This window comes from Chryseobacterium sp. AG844 (assembly GCF_003182335.1).
Taxonomy (GTDB): Bacteria; Bacteroidota; Bacteroidia; order Flavobacteriales; family Weeksellaceae; genus Chryseobacterium; species Chryseobacterium cupriresistens.
In genome coordinates this window covers 19,831-37,501 of record NZ_QGTV01000007.1, presented here as the reverse complement: position 1 = coordinate 37,501, position 17,671 = coordinate 19,831, and the positions used below count along the sequence as shown (strand labels likewise).

Annotated in this window: 14 protein-coding genes and 3 tRNA genes; 13 read left to right on the top strand and 4 right to left on the bottom strand. The window is 37.2% G+C overall.

Annotation, left to right across the window (positions count from 1 at the left end; all coding sequences use genetic code 11):
* Positions 1-28 precede the first annotated feature (28 nt).
* Entirely contained in the window at positions 29-1,126 is a 1,098-nt protein-coding gene (locus DEU40_RS08925) for a formylglycine-generating enzyme family protein (protein WP_228406476.1), read from the top strand.
* Positions 1,127-1,128: 2 nt separating this feature from the next.
* On the opposite strand, the gene glgP is transcribed toward DEU40_RS08925, so the two are convergent.
* On the bottom strand, positions 1,129-2,793 hold the full coding sequence (gene glgP, locus DEU40_RS08920; RefSeq protein ID WP_110009523.1) for an alpha-glucan family phosphorylase: 1,665 nt from the start codon (positions 2,791-2,793) through the stop codon (positions 1,129-1,131).
* A gap of 203 nt (positions 2,794-2,996) precedes the next feature.
* Between glgP and DEU40_RS08915 the strand changes: the two genes are divergently transcribed.
* The 5 genes from DEU40_RS08915 to DEU40_RS08895 all read left to right on the top strand — a co-directional run bounded on the left by DEU40_RS08915 (position 2,997) and on the right by DEU40_RS08895 (position 9,756).
* Positions 2,997-3,794 carry a hypothetical protein gene (locus DEU40_RS08915; RefSeq protein WP_110009522.1) on the top strand — a complete coding sequence of 266 codons (798 nt, stop codon included), beginning with the start codon at positions 2,997-2,999 and terminating at the stop codon, positions 3,792-3,794.
* Positions 3,795-3,993: 199 nt separating this feature from the next.
* Positions 3,994-6,096 (top strand): T9SS type B sorting domain-containing protein, encoded by a 2,103-nt coding sequence (locus tag DEU40_RS08910; RefSeq protein WP_110009521.1) that lies wholly within the window; start codon positions 3,994-3,996, stop codon positions 6,094-6,096.
* 84 nt (positions 6,097-6,180) lie between these two features.
* A complete protein-coding gene (locus DEU40_RS08905) occupies positions 6,181-6,771 on the top strand; it encodes a DUF1572 domain-containing protein (protein WP_110009520.1) in 591 nt (196 codons plus the stop codon).
* 66 nt (positions 6,772-6,837) lie between these two features.
* On the top strand, positions 6,838-8,184 hold the full coding sequence (mtaB, locus tag DEU40_RS08900) for a tRNA (N(6)-L-threonylcarbamoyladenosine(37)-C(2))-methylthiotransferase MtaB (protein WP_110009519.1): 1,347 nt from the start codon (positions 6,838-6,840) through the stop codon (positions 8,182-8,184).
* A gap of 54 nt (positions 8,185-8,238) precedes the next feature.
* Entirely contained in the window at positions 8,239-9,756 is a 1,518-nt protein-coding gene (locus DEU40_RS08895) for an FMN-binding glutamate synthase family protein (protein WP_110009518.1), read from the top strand.
* A gap of 63 nt (positions 9,757-9,819) precedes the next feature.
* On the opposite strand, the gene DEU40_RS08890 is transcribed toward DEU40_RS08895, so the two are convergent.
* Entirely contained in the window at positions 9,820-10,587 is a 768-nt protein-coding gene (locus DEU40_RS08890; RefSeq protein ID WP_110009517.1) for a hypothetical protein, read from the bottom strand.
* 55 nt (positions 10,588-10,642) lie between these two features.
* Between DEU40_RS08890 and DEU40_RS08885 the strand changes: the two genes are divergently transcribed.
* Positions 10,643-11,080, top strand: coding sequence for an RNA-binding S4 domain-containing protein (locus tag DEU40_RS08885; protein ID WP_110009516.1), 438 nt, complete (start codon positions 10,643-10,645; stop codon positions 11,078-11,080).
* Between the two features lie 19 nt (positions 11,081-11,099).
* On the opposite strand, the gene DEU40_RS08880 is transcribed toward DEU40_RS08885, so the two are convergent.
* Complete coding sequence (locus DEU40_RS08880; protein ID WP_047428102.1) at positions 11,100-11,615, bottom strand: shikimate kinase; 516 nt, start codon at positions 11,613-11,615, stop codon at positions 11,100-11,102.
* A gap of 115 nt (positions 11,616-11,730) precedes the next feature.
* Here DEU40_RS08880 and DEU40_RS08875 point away from each other — a divergent pair.
* The 3 genes from DEU40_RS08875 (at position 11,731) to DEU40_RS08865 (ending at position 12,049) form a co-directional block, all read left to right on the top strand.
* Positions 11,731-11,803: transfer RNA gene (locus tag DEU40_RS08875), tRNA-Lys, on the top strand.
* Between the two features lie 35 nt (positions 11,804-11,838).
* Positions 11,839-11,921 (top strand) — tRNA-Leu (locus DEU40_RS08870).
* A gap of 55 nt (positions 11,922-11,976) precedes the next feature.
* A tRNA-Lys gene (locus DEU40_RS08865) sits at positions 11,977-12,049 on the top strand.
* A 183-nt stretch (positions 12,050-12,232) separates the two neighbouring features.
* Here DEU40_RS08865 and panC read toward each other — a convergent pair.
* A complete protein-coding gene (gene panC, locus DEU40_RS08860; RefSeq protein WP_110009515.1) occupies positions 12,233-13,081 on the bottom strand; it encodes a pantoate--beta-alanine ligase in 849 nt (282 codons plus the stop codon).
* Positions 13,082-13,251: 170 nt separating this feature from the next.
* Here panC and DEU40_RS08855 point away from each other — a divergent pair, with 170 nt between their 5' ends.
* Genes DEU40_RS08855 through glmS form a run of 3 tightly spaced genes read left to right on the top strand, consistent with a single transcriptional unit; the run spans position 13,252 to position 17,570 of the window.
* Positions 13,252-14,022, top strand: a complete 771-nt coding sequence (locus DEU40_RS08855) for a glycogen/starch synthase (protein ID WP_110009514.1) — start codon at positions 13,252-13,254, stop codon at positions 14,020-14,022.
* 14 nt (positions 14,023-14,036) lie between these two features.
* Positions 14,037-15,686, top strand: a complete 1,650-nt coding sequence (locus DEU40_RS08850; RefSeq protein ID WP_110009513.1) for a DUF4270 family protein — start codon at positions 14,037-14,039, stop codon at positions 15,684-15,686.
* A 30-nt stretch (positions 15,687-15,716) separates the two neighbouring features.
* Positions 15,717-17,570 (top strand): glutamine--fructose-6-phosphate transaminase (isomerizing), encoded by a 1,854-nt coding sequence (glmS, locus tag DEU40_RS08845; protein ID WP_110009512.1) that lies wholly within the window; start codon positions 15,717-15,719, stop codon positions 17,568-17,570.
* Positions 17,571-17,671 lie beyond the last annotated feature (101 nt).

Below are 17,671 nucleotides of genomic sequence, written 5' to 3'. Positions count from 1 at the left end.
TCAGATAAAGATGATGTTTTCCATAAAAATGATAATTTGTACAGGAGTATTAAGTTTGGTATGTTCCTGTAATAAAAATAAAGCCGTAGAACCTGTGGGAAATAAACCCGGGCATACCTGCATGACTATTCCCAAGAGATTAGGGACAACAGATTCTTCTCATATCAGTTTTAATGGAAAAGCTTCTCTGGAAGCAATGGTGCTAATCCCCGGAGGAGAGTTTGATATGGGAGGTGATAATAGTCAGGCTGATCCGGACGAATACCCTAAACATAGAGTGAAGGTTTCTCCGTTTTATATGGATATAACCGAAGTAACGAATGCCCAGTTCTGTAAATTTGTAAATGCTACAGGCTATATCACAACAGCAGAACGGAAACCAGATTGGAACGAATTAAAAAAAAATCTGCCCAAGGGTACTCCAAAACTTCCGGATAGTTTATTGGTAGCTGCTTCATTGGTGTTTAAACCGACAACCAAGCCTGTGAATCTGAATGATTTCAACCAATGGTGGAAATGGGTAAAAGGGGCGAGCTGGAAACATCCGCAGGGGCCGGCAAGCAATATTGAAGGAAAAGACAATTATCCGGTAGTGCATATAAGCTGGGATGATGCGCAGGCCTATTGTAAATGGTCAGGTAAACGTTTGCCCACAGAAGCAGAATGGGAATTTGCAGCACGGGGCGGATTAAAAAATAATATATATCCATGGGGAAATGAACCCGTCAATGAAGGAACTCCTAAAGCAAACAGCTGGGAAGGAAAGTTTCCGTACTTTAATGAAAAGAAAGACGGCTATGGTACCCTTGCCCCTGTACAATCATTTAAAGCCAATGGATATGGATTGTATGATATGGCTGGAAATGTTTGGGAATGGTGCAGCGATTTATACAATTATGATTACTATCAAAAACTGGAAGGCAGGCTGGTTTTAAACCCTCAGGGTGCTGACAGATCTTATGACCCTCAGGAACCTTATAGTGTTAAACGCAGTCTTCGTGGAGGGAGTTTTTTATGCAATGATAGCTACTGCAGTGGATACAGGGTGGCCCGGCGTATGAAAAGCAGTCCTGATACAAGTCTTGAACATACCGGATTCAGGTGTGTTCAAGACATTGCTCATTAATTCTATTTTTGATTATTATAGAGGATTCTGTAGTATTCATCCGCCATTCTGTCACTGTTGAAATGATCTTTTACATCATCCATTGCATTGTGCTGGATTTTTCTCCATTCATCAGGACGGTCGTAATAGGTGGGAAGAATTTCATTTTCAAGAATTTCATACAACTTATTTAAATCATAATTATCCTGTTCGTAAATACTCATATTCAGATAATCTGCTTTGGGCACTACGAAGGAGTTTTCTCCATGTTTGGCAAATTCCGGGATCCAGCCGTCATCTGTAGATAAATTGACAGATCCGTTCATGGCAGCCGTCATACCGGAAGTTCCTGAAGCTTCCCTTGGAACCCTTGGGTTATTAAGCCATACATCAGAGCCCTGTTTTAAAGACTTGCTTAAAGAAAGTTCATAACCCGTAAGAACAGCCATATTTTTATGATTTTTACTTTCTTCAACCAGGGTATTGAATGTAGAAATTGCAGAGTAGTCCATTGGGTAAGGTTTTCCTGCCCAGATAATCTGTACCGGATATTTTGGATTGTTCAGAAGTCTGTAGAATCTTTCTTTGTCATGGAGAAGAAGTTCTGCCCTCTTGTAGCCGGCAAATCTTCTGGCCCAGACCATGGTAAAGACATTAGGATTAAATAAATTTCCTGTCTGATCTGCAACAATGCTGAACAGTTTTTTCTTCAGATATTTCTTACGGAAATCAAAAACGGTTGCGTCGTTTTCATCTTTTGCATTGTATAAAGGCTTATCAGACCAGTATTTAAATTCCTGAGCATTGGTGATAGACGTGATTTCACAGATTCCCGGATATTTATTCCACATGGCTCTGGAAACAACCCCATGAAGCTGGGAAACCCCATTGGCCATTCTTGCCATTTTCAATGCACATAGAGAATGATTGAAACGGTCATCATCAGATCCTTCAATCTTTTTCACTTCTTCCATGCTGTATCCCGAAAAATAGGACATGTCATAACATAGTCTAAAGCTGTGCTTTTCATTACCAGCTTCTTCAGGAGTATGAGTGGTGAAAACCAGTTTTTCTTTAACTTTATTCAGATCTCCGTTATATTTTCTCAGGAGATAAAAAGCTGCCGGAAGCCCATGGGCTTCGTTAAGATGGTAAACTTCTCTCTCAATGTTCATTTCATCCAATAGCTTGGCTCCTCCTTTCCCCAATAAAATATATTGAGCAAGTTTTGTAGATTCATTCGCATCATACAGCTTGTGACAGATTGTTTTTGAAACGTGATCATTTTCCGGAACATCCGTAGAAAGGAAAAACATGGGGGCCGTATTGAAAATTTCAGGATCAAGGTACCAAACTTTTACCCAAACCGGAGCACTGTGGATTTCGATTTGAAATTTTATTCCTGTATCCTCAAGAAAACTGTACATCTTTCTCGTCCATACAGGTTGTAAAGTCTGATCGTGGTTTCTTGCCTGGTCATAATAACCAAATTTCCATAGGATACCGATTCCAATAAGATCCTGCTTAAGGTTATAGGCACTTCTCATATGAGATCCTGCCAGAAAGCCAAGTCCTCCAGAATATATTTTAAGTACCTGCTCAAGAGCAAATTCCATTGAGAAATAAACGGCTTTTTTTGAATAGTGAGGATTAATCGTGTAAGGTATTCTGAAATTCCTGAAATCCATAAATGTGGGTTTGTGTTTAAAAAGGCAAAGGTATTAATTATGAAAATAAACTTTACATTAATTAATCGATAAATTAATTAAAAACTAAGTGTTGAATTGTTTTTTTGCTTATCTTTAAGAGTGTAAATTTTTGATTATCAAAAACTTTTAATGATGAAAGCCAATGGCTGCATGTGTTCTTTAATTAAATAAAAAAATCACACATGAAAAAGACATTTTCTGATGAAGATCTGATCAAGAATCTGAGTTTATATTACCTGAACAGGCATTTGAAAAAAAAGCCCATAGAGAAGTATCACCGTACCATAGACGAATCTCCGCTGCACGATCGTGAAAAATACAGAAAGAAATCCGAGATTCTTCTTCTCAACTCTTTTATGCATCATTTTCCCGAAGTGAAATTTGAAAACCTTACCTGCGAGAGTCCGGACTTTATCGCCAAACTGAACGACAAAAAAATCGGAATAGAACTGACCGAAGTAATCAACCATCTGGAAATGAAAAAAGTGGAAAGCACTTTAAACAAGATGTTCCGTCAGGCAGAAATATTATTAGAACAGGAAGACACTACGAAATATCGTGGTGTTTATTTTTTGGAGTTCCACCCGGCAACCAAATTTGATAATCTGGAAGTACAACAGGAAAATGTTATCAGTATTTATAAAAGCATTAAAAAAAATAAGCCTGTAGGCTGTGTAAAAAGTCTGAGAAAATCTTTTCACCGCAGAAATGTCTTTATCACTCATGAATATAGCATGAATTTATTTGATGAACTGTGCTCCGAAAAGATTCTGGAACTTATTGAAAAGAAGAACGAAAAATTTCCTTATTATGACACCTCAGTAGATGAATGCTGGCTGGTGATTGTTTCCGATATGAATTCTATTGCCTCAAGATATACTTTCATTCAGGATAAGGAACATTTGAAAGAAGTAAAAAGTCCTTTCCATAAAATATTTCACCTGGAAAATCTTTGTGGAAATATTACAAGTATAAAATAAAGTGAATGTTATTCGTGTTTGATTATTTTGTTGTATATTTTGATATAATGTAGGTTATTTTGAATTATTCTATGTTTTAATTTGTAATAGTTTAAAATTGTTTAGATTTTATTGTTTTTAATTAAAATTAAGTTATATTTGATGTGTATTGATTATCAATGCAATGTGTAACTGATATAACCATAAAAACATTAAATCTATGAGGAAACTTTTACTTTTCATACTTCTATGTCTCTCTCATACTTTCTATGCCCAGGCTGACTGTGCTACTGCACTTTCCGTTTGCGGAAACTCAAATATCACATATAGCCCTACCGGATATGGTAATATTAAGGAATTGGTCAACTCCGGAAGCTGTATAGATTTTACGGGAGAACACAACTCAATCTGGTATAAAATTACAATCGCTACAGGAGGTACACTTACCTTCGACCTTGTCCCGAATAATCCTGATGCCGATTATGACTGGGCGATTTTTGGTCCTAATGTAAATTGTGGAAATTTAGGATCACCGATCCGTTGTAATGCTGCAACAGTTATCGGACCCGGGCCTGCTACAGGATTGAATATGACAAGCACGCTTCTAAGCGCTGCAGGAGGTTCCCTGACTCCTTATTGCAGATATCTTGATGTTTTACCGGGACAGACTTATTATTTGTTTATCGACAACTGGGTAAGCAGTACCAGCTCTACAACCGCTCCGTTTTCTTTGACATGGGGAGGAACTGCCACACTGGCTTCACCATTTACAGATCCGGCTATTCAGACCCAGCCATTTATTCCTCCGGGCATTCCTGCAGCGAATCCTGCAGACCCACGAGAAGTGGTAATATGCTCTGCTACAGCTTTATTTGATTTTTCTACATTATCCTCCGGAATTCTCAATGGAAATCAAAACTTTGGGGTAAGTTATCATCTGAGTCAGAATGATGCCTTAACGGGGAATAACCCTATTACAGCTCCTATTACAGTCAATACAACAACGGTCTATTATTACAGTATCAATTATACCGATCCGGCCAATGCATCTAATCCGCTCAACAAATGTAAGCAGGTTGGAACATTTAAATTTAAAAATGGTTCTATCACAGCAACAAACGCAACTTTGACCCAGTGTAACAATAATAATGCAGGGACAGCTTTATTTGATTTAACCACAGCAGATGTTATTGCAAACCCTAATGTTACTAAGAAATATTATCCTACAATGGCGGATCTCAATGCCGGAACCAATGAGATTACCAACCCAATGGCATTTGTGTCTGCAGAAGGAGTTATTTACGTAAAGGTAATATCAGAATTTGGCTGTACTGCAGTGGCACAGATTACGTTGAAATTTTATCCCGTTGTAGTCGTGAATGAAACAACTTTGAGATCATGCTTCATCGAATCCAGTCCAGCCACCGCTTCTTTCAATCTTGTCAATGCTTCAGTAACCGGGCAGACCAATCCGACAAAAAAATATTATCCTTCATTGACAGATGCTGTTAATCAGACCAATGAAATCCTGAATCCCAATAATTACATTGCACCCAATGGTTTTGTGTACATAAGGGTTTCTAATGCTCAGGGTTGTTATAATGTGGCTAAAGTTACTTTGATCGTTATTCCGCCTGTCTATTCTGATAAACTTAAAGATGTGACTATTTGTGCAGAAGACCAGACTACGCTGGATGCAGGGCCCGGATTTAAAAGTTACGAGTGGAGTACAGGAGCTACTACACAAACCATTAAAGCAGGAATAGGAGTATATTGGGTAAAACTTAAAACAGGAGAATGTGTGACAACACAAACGGTAAAAGTGCTTCCTTCCGAGCAGCCGGTTGTTTCCGGGATTGATATTTCGAACAATACAATCACAGTATCCATAATAGGTGGAACTCCGGCTTATAAATATTCAATAGATAATATCATCTGGCAGGATTCCAATGTTTTCAATAACCTTTCCAGAGGAGATCATAAAGTATATGTAAAAGATGCTTATGATTGTGATCCGATAGAAATTGGAATCGTTGTACCTAATTTGATTAATGTGATAACCCCTAATGCAGATGGAATAAATGATGTTATCGACTATTCAGCCCTTGCCAACAAACAAAATCTGATCATGAATGTTTTCGACCGTTATGGAAATAAAATCTTCCAGGCAGACCGATCCAACGGCTACAAATGGGATGGAACCCAGGGTGGAAGAAGAGTCCCTACAGGTACATACTGGTATTCTATCACATGGAATGAAAATGATAAAAAGAATACGGCCATTAAATATACAGGCTGGGTTCTGGTGAAAAACAGAGAATAATAATAAAACAGATAGAAAAAACCACTTCAATTGAGGTGGTTTTTAGTTTTAAAAGTTATTAAATTAGGAAATAAAATAGAAAGAATGAAAGACCTGTTTGTAAAACGCTTTGAGTATTATAAATCGCTTGGTGATAAAACCTTTGAACAGTTAACAGATGAGCAGATGTTCTGGCAGTATAATGAAGAAAGTAATTCTATTGCTGTGATTGTGAAACATCTTGCAGGAAATATGCTTTCACGATGGACTAATTTCCTTACCGAAGATGGTGAGAAACCTTGGCGTAACCGTGATGGAGAATTTGTCAATACTTTTACTACTAAACAACAGGTTCTTGATTTTTGGAAACAGGGTTGGGAATGCTTTTTTGATGCTCTAGATAAAATAAACGAGGAAAATCTCTACTCAACAACATATATCAGGGGAGAAGCACATCCGGTGATTGATGCAGTTCTTCGTCAATTGGCTCATTATCCTTACCACATCGGGCAAATTGTTTATATCGCTAAAATGATAAAGAATGAAAATTGGAATACACTTTCTATTGCCAGAAACCGGTCTCAGGAATTTAATACAGAAATGAAAACCAAATTTTCAGGTCAGGATACAGCTCCCAATTCGTCGCCCGTCTGCTTTCAAAACAGCCCTGAAGTAAGAGATGAATATAAACAATAGATTGAATCAATCTTGAGTTCTTATTAAAATTACTATCTTTGCACCCATAAAATTCAGGAGTAACAAATGTCTACTTTTCACAGAACTGCCGCGTTTCATACACTGGGCTGCAAATTAAACTTTGCAGAAACATCTACTATTGCCCGTCAATTAACAGATGCAGGTTATGAGAAGGTAAGTTTTGATGAAAAAGCCAATGTATATGTTATCAACACCTGTTCAGTAACAGAAAATGCTGACCGTGAATGTAAACTTCACGTGAAAAGAGCAATGAAAGCCAATCCGGAAGGACTGGTCGTTATTGTAGGATGCTATGCACAGCTAAAACCTGAAGAAATTTCACAGATTGAAGGCGTTGATCTTGTTTTAGGAGCAAAAGAAAAATTCAATATTCTGAGCTACCTTGACGATTTGGAGAAATCTGAAAGTGAAGGTGTAGTTCACTCATGTGAAATTGAAGAGACCGATTTCTTTATCGGAAGTTATTCTATAGGAGACAGAACCAGAGCTTTCCTGAAAGTACAGGATGGCTGTGATTACAAATGTACCTACTGTACTATTCCATTAGCCAGAGGAATTTCACGTTCAGATACCATTGAAAATGTTCTCAGAAACGCCACGGAAATCGCTGCAAAAGATATCAAAGAAATTGTTCTTACAGGAGTAAATATCGGTGATTATGGTAAAGGAGAATTTGGAAATAAAAAACACGAACATACCTTTCTTGATCTTATTTCAGAACTGGATAAAGTAGAAGGAATAGAAAGAATCCGTATATCTTCCATCGAACCTAATCTTTTGAAAGATGAAAGTATTGAACTGGTTTCTAAAAGCAAAAGCTTTGTTCCGCATTTTCACATCCCGTTACAATCCGGAAGCGATGATCTCTTGAAAAAGATGAAACGTCGTTACCTGACCAAACTGTATAATGACAGAGTAAACAAGATCCGCGAGGTAATGCCTGATGCGGCTATCGGAGTAGATGTTATTGTAGGATTCCCGGGAGAAACAGAAGAAAGATTTATGGAAACCTATAATTTCCTTAATGAACTTCCTATCACTTACCTTCACGTATTTACCTATTCTGAAAGAGAAAATACGGAAGCTGCAGCTATGGACGGAGTAGTTCCCGTAGCGGAAAGAAAAAAACGTAATAAAATGCTGAGAATTCTTTCTGAAAAGAAGAAAATGGCATTTTATCAGACTCAATTGGGGAAAACGCTGCCTGTTCTTTGGGAACACGAAAATAAAGACGGGAAAATGTTCGGCTTCACAGAAAACTATGTGAGAGTCCAGAAAGACTTTGATCCTGCATCCGTAAATCAAATTGAATTTCTGAATTTAGAAAAAATCCTGTCAGATGGCACGGTTTCTGTGCAATCTTCTTACCAAAATTTTTTAGCAAAAGCGTAGGCTCTTTGCTAAAATTCTACTAAATTTATTTTTAAACTTTTAAATACTACATTCATGAGAGATAAGTTTTTATCTTGGGGAATTGTATTAGTAGCTGCTACATGGATTATAGCAATACTGATCAGAGCGCATTATTGGATACCTACGCTGTTATCCGCAATTTATGCATTGGGTGTTTACAATGCTTACCAATCGAAACATGCTATTTTGAGGAACTTTCCTGTATTGGGATACTTCAGGTATTTTTTCGAAAGTATTTCACCCGAAATGCAGCAATACTTTATTGAAAGGGAAACAGATGGGAAGCCATTTCCAAGAAACCAGCGTTCCGCAGTATACAGACGTGCAAAAAATTTAAGTGACACGGTAGCTTTTGGTACGCAGCTGGAAGTAAATCACAGAAAGTATGAAGGGATCAAGCATTCTATTTATGCAAAATCACCATCAGAAGAACTTCCGAGAGTATGGGTTGGAGGAGAACAGTGTACACAGCCTTATCATGCTTCTTTATTTAACATCTCAGCAATGAGTTTCGGGGCCTTGAGTGACAGAGCACAGATTTCACTGAACAGAGGTGCAAAAAAAGGAAACTTCTATCATAATACAGGGGAAGGAGGAATTTCACCTTATCACCTGGAAGGAGGAGATCTTTGCTGGCAGATCGGAACAGGATATTTCGGATGTCGCGACGGCGAGGGAAAATTCAATCCTGAATTATTTACAAAATATTCCACCCTTCCTAATGTGAAAATGATTGAAATCAAATTATCACAGGGAGCAAAACCAGGACACGGAGGAGTGCTTCCGGGAGTAAAAAATACACCGGAAATTGCAGCGATTCGTCATGTCACACCGGGAATGACTGTTATTTCACCACCCTCACACAGCGCTTTTTCTGATGCTGCCGGATTGCTGAGGTTTGTACAGCAGCTAAGAGAACTTTCAGGAGGAAAGCCGATTGGTTTTAAACTTTGTATCGGTGATACCAAAGAATTTGAAGATATCTGTGTGCAGATGAATGTATTGAAAATTTATCCTGATTTCATTACCATAGATGGTGCAGAAGGAGGAACAGGAGCTGCACCACCGGAGTTTTCAGATGGAGTAGGGATGCCATTGGAACCTGCTTTGATATTTGTGAACAGAACGCTTAATAACTATAACCTGAGAAGTAAATTAAGAGTGATTGCCAGTGGTAAAGTTCTTACCAGTCTTGATATTCTGAGAGCCATTGCCATGGGAGCCGATATGTGTAACAATGCCAGAGGATTTATGTTCTCTTTGGGATGTATCCAGGCCCTGAGATGTAACTCCAACAATTGTCCTACAGGAGTTGCTACACAGGATAAAATGCTTATTAAAGGACTCGATGTAACAGATAAGGCAGAAAGAGTGTATCACTTCCATAAAAATACACTTCACACCTGCAATGAACTCATTGCGGCTGCAGGAAGAAGTTCTTATGAAGAAGTAGACGCCACCATGTTTATGAGAGGAGATGAGTTTGACCACCTTGCAGATCTTTATTTCCCGGATATTTTAGGAAATGTAAAACAGAAAGCAAGATCGTAATTAACATTACATATAACAAAAACACCGCCATTTATGCGGTGTTTTTTATTGTATGAATATTTTTTATTGTTGTTGTTCTGTTGTCTGTTTATCACTATCAGGTCTGTCCTCTCTTCCATAAATCTGAAAGTTGAATACAAAAGTTCTGTTTCTGTAAGACATGTTTGAATATGGATAATGAGGGTTTCTTGCAAAAGCAGCTCTGGAAGGAACAATGATTACTCCCTGTAGGTTGTAAGGTGCCTCACTGGAAAGATTATTGTATGCTTTGAACTTCTGTAAAGCTTCTCTGAACCCAGGGATTTGATAATATTTTGCTTTTTTTGCAGCATCAGTTGTACCAGCTTCCAGTATTGATTTTTTTACATAATAATATGTAGGGTCAATAACAGGAACACCTGTTCCGTCAATAGTATTTAAAAAAGCGGTTTTTGATGTAAATGAAGTGTTTCCGTCAGAATTAACCGCCAGGTAAGAGTATGCTCTTCCCATGATTTTAATAATATCAGTATCTCCAATGGTTTTTGCAGAGGCAGCTGGTGGCTGAGCTCCGTCTCTCATAATGTAGATAGTTCCTGAAGGTAGTGTTATGGGACTCAGTTCAGACAGCTTCTTTTCAGTATCATCCGCAGTATCTGTAGAACTGAAAGCTTTTATATTACCCTGTGCATCCAGATAATTCTCATCCATGAACTTCTTAATGGCCTGATCATCATACGTGTTTTGCGTAGCAACATCTTCCGGCTCTACATAGGTTGATACATCATCATCTTTCTTACAAGCAGAAAAACACAAAGATCCTGCAAGGATATATAAAAATATTTTTTTCATTTCAAAAAACTTTAATTACTTTACAAATAATATAACGGCAAAAGTATAAAAAAATATGAGAATAGATAAATTTTTATGGAGCATTCGTTTTTATAAGACGAGAAGTATTGCAGCAGAGGAGATTAAAAAGAACAGAGTTTCTATAGGAACGTCTGCCGTAAAGTCGTCTAAAGAAGTAAAAGAAGGAGATACGATCAAAATCCGTAAGAATCAGATTGATTATAAAATAAAGGTAATTCAGATCCCCAAAAGCAGAATTGGAGCCAAGCTGGTGCCTCTTCACATTCAGGACGTCACAGACAAAGAACAATACGAATTGCTGAAACTTCGTAAAATGTCACAGGATTATTACAGAAACAAAGGAGAGGGAAGGCCTACCAAAAAAGACAGAAGAGAAATGGATGAATATGTAGGCAACGATATCGACTCCGATTTTACAGACTGGGATGATTTCTTCGGAGAGACCGGCAGTGAAGGTGAGGATGAAGATTAATATAAAAAGTAAAAAAGCTCTAGAGATAGAGCTTTTCTATTATTTCGTTAACGATGTCTTCCGGTTCTCTGGAATCTGTCCCGACAGTGAATTGTGCTTTGCTGTAAAACTGATTTCTTTCAAATAAATGTTTGGCAATAAATTCCGGAAGGTCTTCATCTGATATATTGGCAATCAGCGGCCTTTTTTCTTTCTGCTTTGAAAGTCTTTCCACCAGTGTTCCCACTCCGGTTCTTAAAAAAACGCTCTTGGAGTTGTGATTAATGATCTCCATGTTATTATAATACACCGGGGTTCCTCCGCCAAGACTTAAAACTACATTTTCTTCAGAAGCCAATATCTCTTCAAGTGCCTCCCTTTCCAGTTTTCTAAAGTAAATCTCTCCCTTTTTCTCGAAAATTTCGGGGATGGTTAATTTATTTCTTCTGGAAATCTCTTTATCGAGGTCAATTAATTTAAAATCGATTTTTTCGCTTAATATTTTGGAAATGTGCGATTTGCCACTTCCCATGTATCCGATCAATGAAATTACCATGAATTTTTTTTGAACAAATTTGCGAAAAAGTTTTGAGATAAAGAAAAAAGTCATATCTTTGCACCACTTAAAACAAGGGACATTACTTAAATGAAAACTTGTTGCACAAGTGGCCGACTCGGTAGCTCAGCTGGTAGAGCAATACACTTTTAATGTATGGGTCCTGGGTTCGAATCCCAGCCGGGTCACTAGCAATAATAATTACTTAATTTGTGATTTTATTGCCTGCGTGGTGAAATTGGTAGACACGCCATCTTGAGGGGGTGGTTTCCTAAGGATGTGCTGGTTCGAGTCCAGTCGCAGGCACTGCAAAGAAAATTTTATAATTAATATTGAAATTTATTTCATTTTAATTGTGGCCGACTCGGTAGCTCAGCTGGTAGAGCAATACACTTTTAATGTATGGGTCCTGGGTTCGAATCCCAGCCGGGTCACAAGTTTACTGAAAAGTAAATTTTTTTCATATTAATATTTTGTGATTTGGTGTTTCAAAGGCTTCCTTCAGGAGGCCTTTGATTTTTGTATGCATCAAGGTTGTAAAATAATGTTTGCCTTACTTTATTCAATAAAAAAATCCCCGACCTAAGTCAGGGATCTGATATTTAAATCTGGAAAGATTAATCCAGATGCATATTGTCAATTAATCTTACACCATCTACTACCACTACAATAAATGCTCTGAAGCTTCTGTCTTTATAGAAAAAATCAGTCTCCTGTAATGTTTTTTCATCAGCAATCAGGAAATATTCCAGTTTCATTCCCTGCTGATCATCAAAAATATCAGCTACTCTTTCCTTGATTTCCGGAATCGTAACCGTTCTGAACCAGTCGTTTACTTTTTTTAAAGTCTCATAAATTACTTTAGAGGCTTCTCTCCGGTCTTCATGAAGTCTTTGATTTCTTGAGCTTAGCGCCAGTCCGTTTTCTGCCCTGTAAATAGGAACTCCGGTTATTTTAACAGGAAGATGCTTTTTCTCTACCATTTTTTTAATAATAGCAAGCTGCTGAAAATCTTTTTCACCAAAATAAGCATTATCAGGCTGTACCTGTCTGAAAAGTTCTTCCACAACAGTTCCTACGCCGTCAAAATGGCCCGGTCTTGATTTACCTTCCATCTCATTTTCCAGTCCGTCAAAATCATATCGCTGGCTTTCGGCTTTCTCAGGATAAATATCTGCTACTTCCGGAATATAAACTGCATCTACAAGGCCAGAATTCTGAAGAATCAATATATCTCTGTTGACATCTCTTGGATATTTTTCCAGATCTTCAGGATTGTTAAATTGAGTTGGATTTACAAAAATCGAAGAAATAACAAGATCATTTTCCTTTCTTGCCTCTTCATACAGAGAAAGATGGCCTTTGTGAAGGGCACCCATGGTAGGGGCAAAGCCAATTCTTTTTCCCATTTCTTTCTGTCTTTCAATGAAATCCTGAAGGACTTTTCTGTTTTTTAGAACTTCCATAGTTTATTTTAATACTATTTCAAAAATACTAAAAATATCGCATAATAATATGTGGTTTTAATAATTTGAAAAGGGAATTTTCGTAAAAAAATGTTAATTAAAATAATGTTGGATGTTTTTTTGTAATTTTGCACATTAAAGCATTTTTACAAAAATTAGATAGAAAGTTTATGCCGAATCAAAAAATACTGTACATTACTACAGAGATGTATCCATATCAGGAAGATACAAATATGGCTGCAGTGGTAAACAAAATGGCACTTAAGATGCACCAAGAAGGCAATGATGTAAGAGTTTTTATGCCAAGATTTGGACAAATAAGTGAGAGAAAATTCCAGCTTCATGAAGTAATCCGTCTTTCAGGGATGAATATTATTATCAATGATCTGGATCAGCCTCTGATCATTAAAGTAGCGTCTCTTCCGGGGGAAAGACTTCAGGTTTACTTTATTGACAATGAAGAATACTTCAAAAGAAAACAATATTATTTCGACGATGAAGGAAACCCTTTTGAAGACAATGACGAAAGAGCTATTTTCTTTGCCAGAGGTGTTATTGAAACCATTAAGAAACTAAACTGGGTACCAGATGTTATCCATTTAAATGGATGGATGTCTTCTTTTGTTCCAATTTATCTTAAAACGTACTACGAATCAGATACTTATTTCAAAGACGCAAAAATTATACTTTCTCTTTACAATGAGAAAGATGCCGACCTGGATAAAAAGATTGACGAAAAACTGCAGTTTGATAATATTTCAGGATTAAAAGCGTTAGATAACCCAACGATTAAAAGTTTTGTTATCGAAAGTATGAACTATGTAGATGCCGTTGTGAAAGGTGATGAGTTTCTGGATGAAGATCTGGATAAGGCTTTCAACGAAACTGCTACCCAAAAATCAGAGTATCTGGACATAGATTCAATAAATCAACTTTATTAAAAAACACATTTTTAATGACTCATAATCTTAAAAGGACCTTCGCCATACTTTTGATGGCGTTTTTCGGAAGTACATTCCTTCATAACTGTGAACCGGATCCGGATTCTCTTGGTGAGCAGTTGTTTAATGATGATGCAGCACAAGGTAATGAAATTGCATATCCCGTTATCGCATACAATTATAGTAACAACGATTCAATCAGAAGTGATGCTGCCAGACTGATCAGTGCGGTAAGCGAATCTGGTGCGGCTTCCTATGTAGGTGTTCTTGGAGCATTTACTGAAAACCAGTTTGGAATGCAGAAAGCTTCTTATGTTACTCAACTGAGAATGCCGGTAGATAATTATGATTTTAACGGAGCGAATCCAAAAGTAGATTCTGTAGTTCTTGTAGTGAGACCACCTGCAAATACTGCTGCGAATACCTACTTCTTTGAAGGCGATTCATTAAAAACAAAAACATTTGAGAAAACTGATTTCCCGGTAGATGGAGTTGCTACAGCAGTTTCCATTGAAAAGAAAATGTACCCTGTTCGTAAATACGGTAAAACAGCAGGTTCAAAATCAATGAAAATCAACGTACATGAAGTAACCACGTTCATCGATGCAAATGATGACAGTTTCAAACGTTCCAATAAAACAATAAGTACTGGTGAACTGCTGGGATCAGGAGTATTTGACGGTACTATCAATTCTACATCTATCACTAAAAAATCTGACAACTCAGTTGTATTTACCGGAAACTTAGGATTCAGAATGAAGTTGAGTAATACGGACTTTTTCCAGACTCATATTCTTGATAAAAAAGGAAAACCTGAGCTTCAGGATGCTTCCAACTTCATCAGATATTTTAAAGGAATAAAAATTTCAGTAGATGAAACGGATAAATATCTTTACCAGTTCTCTCCTAATGATTTACAGCTTATCATGTATTATAAATATGATAAAACAGAGAACGGAACAACAACAAGACCACAGACAACCCTTAATTTCAACTTAGGAGGTTCTAATGCGCATCTCGGTCTGTATGAATACAGCAGATCCGGATCATCTGTTGCGGCTGCATTGGCTGCAAGTAATCCTAGTGAAGGTGATGAAAGACTTTTTGTTCAGGGAATGGGAGGACCTTCAGTGGTAGTTAAGATAAAAGATGAGACGATTGCAAAGCTTAAGGATATTTTTGTTAAAGATAAAGCAGGTATTGTAAGTGCTAAAATCAGAATCTATCTTGATGCTGCGACATGGAAAAATACAGGTTCTACCGAAGACCGCAGATTTTCACTTTTAACCAATACATTAGATGCTGGTGGTAAAATTGATTACAAAAAACTGGCGTTCACTTCAGATCTTACCAACGGACTTGGATTGTATTATTTTAAAGATAAACCTGAGCCAGGTTATTATGATTTTGTCGTAACAAAAACAGTTAAGGATCTTGTAGAAGGGAAGAAAGAAACAGTAGATGGAACTGAACAGCTGGTTGTTAATAAACCTTTAATAATCAGCGCAGGAACATTTGCTGCCAATGCTACAGGAACCCTTTTAGGAGTTCGTAATACAACAAGAGCATTTGATATGAACAGAATTATTCTTACAGGAGTAGATAAAACCAATACGAATCCGAAGAGAATCCAGTTATTGGTGACTTATGGAACGAAAAAATAGAACAACAAACAACACTATACAAAATAAAATATGTGCGGAATAGTAGGATATACAGGATTTCAAGACGCTTATGAAATTGTAATTAATGGTCTTAGAAGATTGGAATATAGAGGGTATGACAGTGCCGGAATTGTTTTAGAAGGTTCAGATAACAAGCTGGAAGTAGAAAAAACAAAAGGTAAAGTGGAGGATTTGGTGAATATTTCCAAAGAGCTAAAAGGAAAGTCTAAAATTGGAATGGGACACACCCGTTGGGCAACCCATGGAGTTCCAAGTGACAGAAACTCCCATCCGCACTTGTCAAACAACGGGAAAATTGCAATTGTACACAATGGTATTATTGAAAACTATGATACCATTAAGACAATGCTTACTGAAAAAGGATTCACTTTCAAATCAGAGACAGATACTGAAGTATTGGTAAACCTTATCCAGTATTTTATGGATCTTAATCCTGAAATTGATTTCCCTACAGCAGTGAGATATGCATTGAATGAAGTATATGGAGCATATGCCATCACTGTACTTCATGAAGATTATCCAGGTGTATTGGTCGTAGGAAGATTAGGATCTCCTTTAGCAATCGGAATCGGAGATAAAGAATATTTTATCGCTTCTGATGCTTCTCCTTTCGTAGAATTTACAAAAGAAGCTATATATCTTGAAGAAGGACATATGGCAACGATCTCTCTTGAAAACGGAGTAGATATCAGAACCATCAATGAAAACTCTAAAATTGAGCCTGAAATTCAGGAGCTTAAATTAAGCCTTGAACAGATAGAAAAAGGGGGATACGAGCATTTCATGCTTAAAGAAATCTTCGAGCAGCCTAAATCTGTACACGATACAATGAGAGGTAGACTTCTTGTAGATGAAGGAGTTATTAAAATGGCAGGAATCTGGGATCATGTTGAGAAATTCAAAAACGCCAACAGGATTATTATCATTGCCTGTGGTACTTCATGGCATGCAGGTCTTATCGGAGAATATCTGATTGAAGAATATGCAAGAATCCCTGTTGAAGTAGAATATGCATCAGAGTTCAGATACAGAAACCCGATCATTACAGATAAAGATGTGGTAATTGCTATTTCTCAGTCCGGAGAAACCGCTGATACAATGGCTGCTTTAAAATTAGCAAAAGAAAAAGGTGCATTTATATATGGTATATGTAATGTTGTAGATTCTTCTATAGCAAGAATTACAGATGCAGGTTCGTATACCCATGCTGGCCCGGAAATCGGGGTTGCTTCTACCAAAGCATTTACAGCACAGCTTACCATTCTTACTTTAATTGCCTTTAAATTAGGAAAACACAACGGAAACTTAGGAAACGCTGAATTTATGAGCTTAATTGCTGAGCTTGATGCTATTCCTAAGAAAATTGAAGATGTGTTAAATACCACTCATGAGCTTACGCAGAATATTGCAAAAGATTTTGTGAAAGCTACCAATTTCCTTTATCTGGGAAGAGGATACAATTATCCTGCAGCCCTGGAAGGAGCATTAAAATTAAAAGAAATTTCTTATATCCATGCAGAAGGATACCCGGCTGCAGAAATGAAGCACGGTCCGATTGCCCTGATCGACGAAAACATGCCGATTGTAATTATAGCGCCTAGAAAAGGCCACTATGATAAAATTGTGAGTAACGTTCAGGAAATTAAAGCGAGAAAAGGTAAAATTATCGCTGTAGTAAATAAAGGAGACCGTCAGGTGAGCGAAATGGCAGATTATGTTATCGAAATCCCTGAAACTTCAGAATGTTTCTCTCCAATCGTTGCTTCCGTACCTCTTCAACTGCTTGCTTATTATATTGCAGTATATAGAGGAGCCAACGTAGATCAACCGAGAAACCTTGCAAAATCTGTTACCGTGGAATAAAAAGTTGTTGTAAATAAAATAAATTTAGATTTCTTCCGTTATTTCAAAAAAAATCTTAAAAGTTTCTTAAAAAAATTATATATTTACGGCTTAATTATAAA

Bases quoted from the DNA above. Each gene is read 5' to 3' on its own strand.
- DEU40_RS08925 (WP_228406476.1), top strand. From the start codon at position 29: ATGATAATTTGTACAGGAGTATTAAGTTTGGTATGTTCCTGTAATAAA.
- glgP (WP_110009523.1), bottom strand. From the start codon at position 2,793: ATGGATTTCAGGAATTTCAGAATACCTTACACGATTAATCCTCACTAT.
- DEU40_RS08915 (WP_110009522.1), top strand. From the start codon at position 2,997: ATGAAAAAGACATTTTCTGATGAAGATCTGATCAAGAATCTGAGTTTA.
- DEU40_RS08910 (WP_110009521.1), top strand. From the start codon at position 3,994: ATGAGGAAACTTTTACTTTTCATACTTCTATGTCTCTCTCATACTTTC.
- DEU40_RS08905 (WP_110009520.1), top strand. From the start codon at position 6,181: ATGAAAGACCTGTTTGTAAAACGCTTTGAGTATTATAAATCGCTTGGT.
- mtaB (WP_110009519.1), top strand. From the start codon at position 6,838: ATGTCTACTTTTCACAGAACTGCCGCGTTTCATACACTGGGCTGCAAA.
- DEU40_RS08895 (WP_110009518.1), top strand. From the start codon at position 8,239: ATGAGAGATAAGTTTTTATCTTGGGGAATTGTATTAGTAGCTGCTACA.
- DEU40_RS08890 (WP_110009517.1), bottom strand. From the start codon at position 10,587: ATGAAAAAAATATTTTTATATATCCTTGCAGGATCTTTGTGTTTTTCT.
- DEU40_RS08885 (WP_110009516.1), top strand. From the start codon at position 10,643: ATGAGAATAGATAAATTTTTATGGAGCATTCGTTTTTATAAGACGAGA.
- DEU40_RS08880 (WP_047428102.1), bottom strand. From the start codon at position 11,615: ATGGTAATTTCATTGATCGGATACATGGGAAGTGGCAAATCGCACATT.
- panC (WP_110009515.1), bottom strand. From the start codon at position 13,081: ATGGAAGTTCTAAAAAACAGAAAAGTCCTTCAGGATTTCATTGAAAGA.
- DEU40_RS08855 (WP_110009514.1), top strand. From the start codon at position 13,252: ATGCCGAATCAAAAAATACTGTACATTACTACAGAGATGTATCCATAT.
- DEU40_RS08850 (WP_110009513.1), top strand. From the start codon at position 14,037: ATGACTCATAATCTTAAAAGGACCTTCGCCATACTTTTGATGGCGTTT.
- glmS (WP_110009512.1), top strand. From the start codon at position 15,717: ATGTGCGGAATAGTAGGATATACAGGATTTCAAGACGCTTATGAAATT.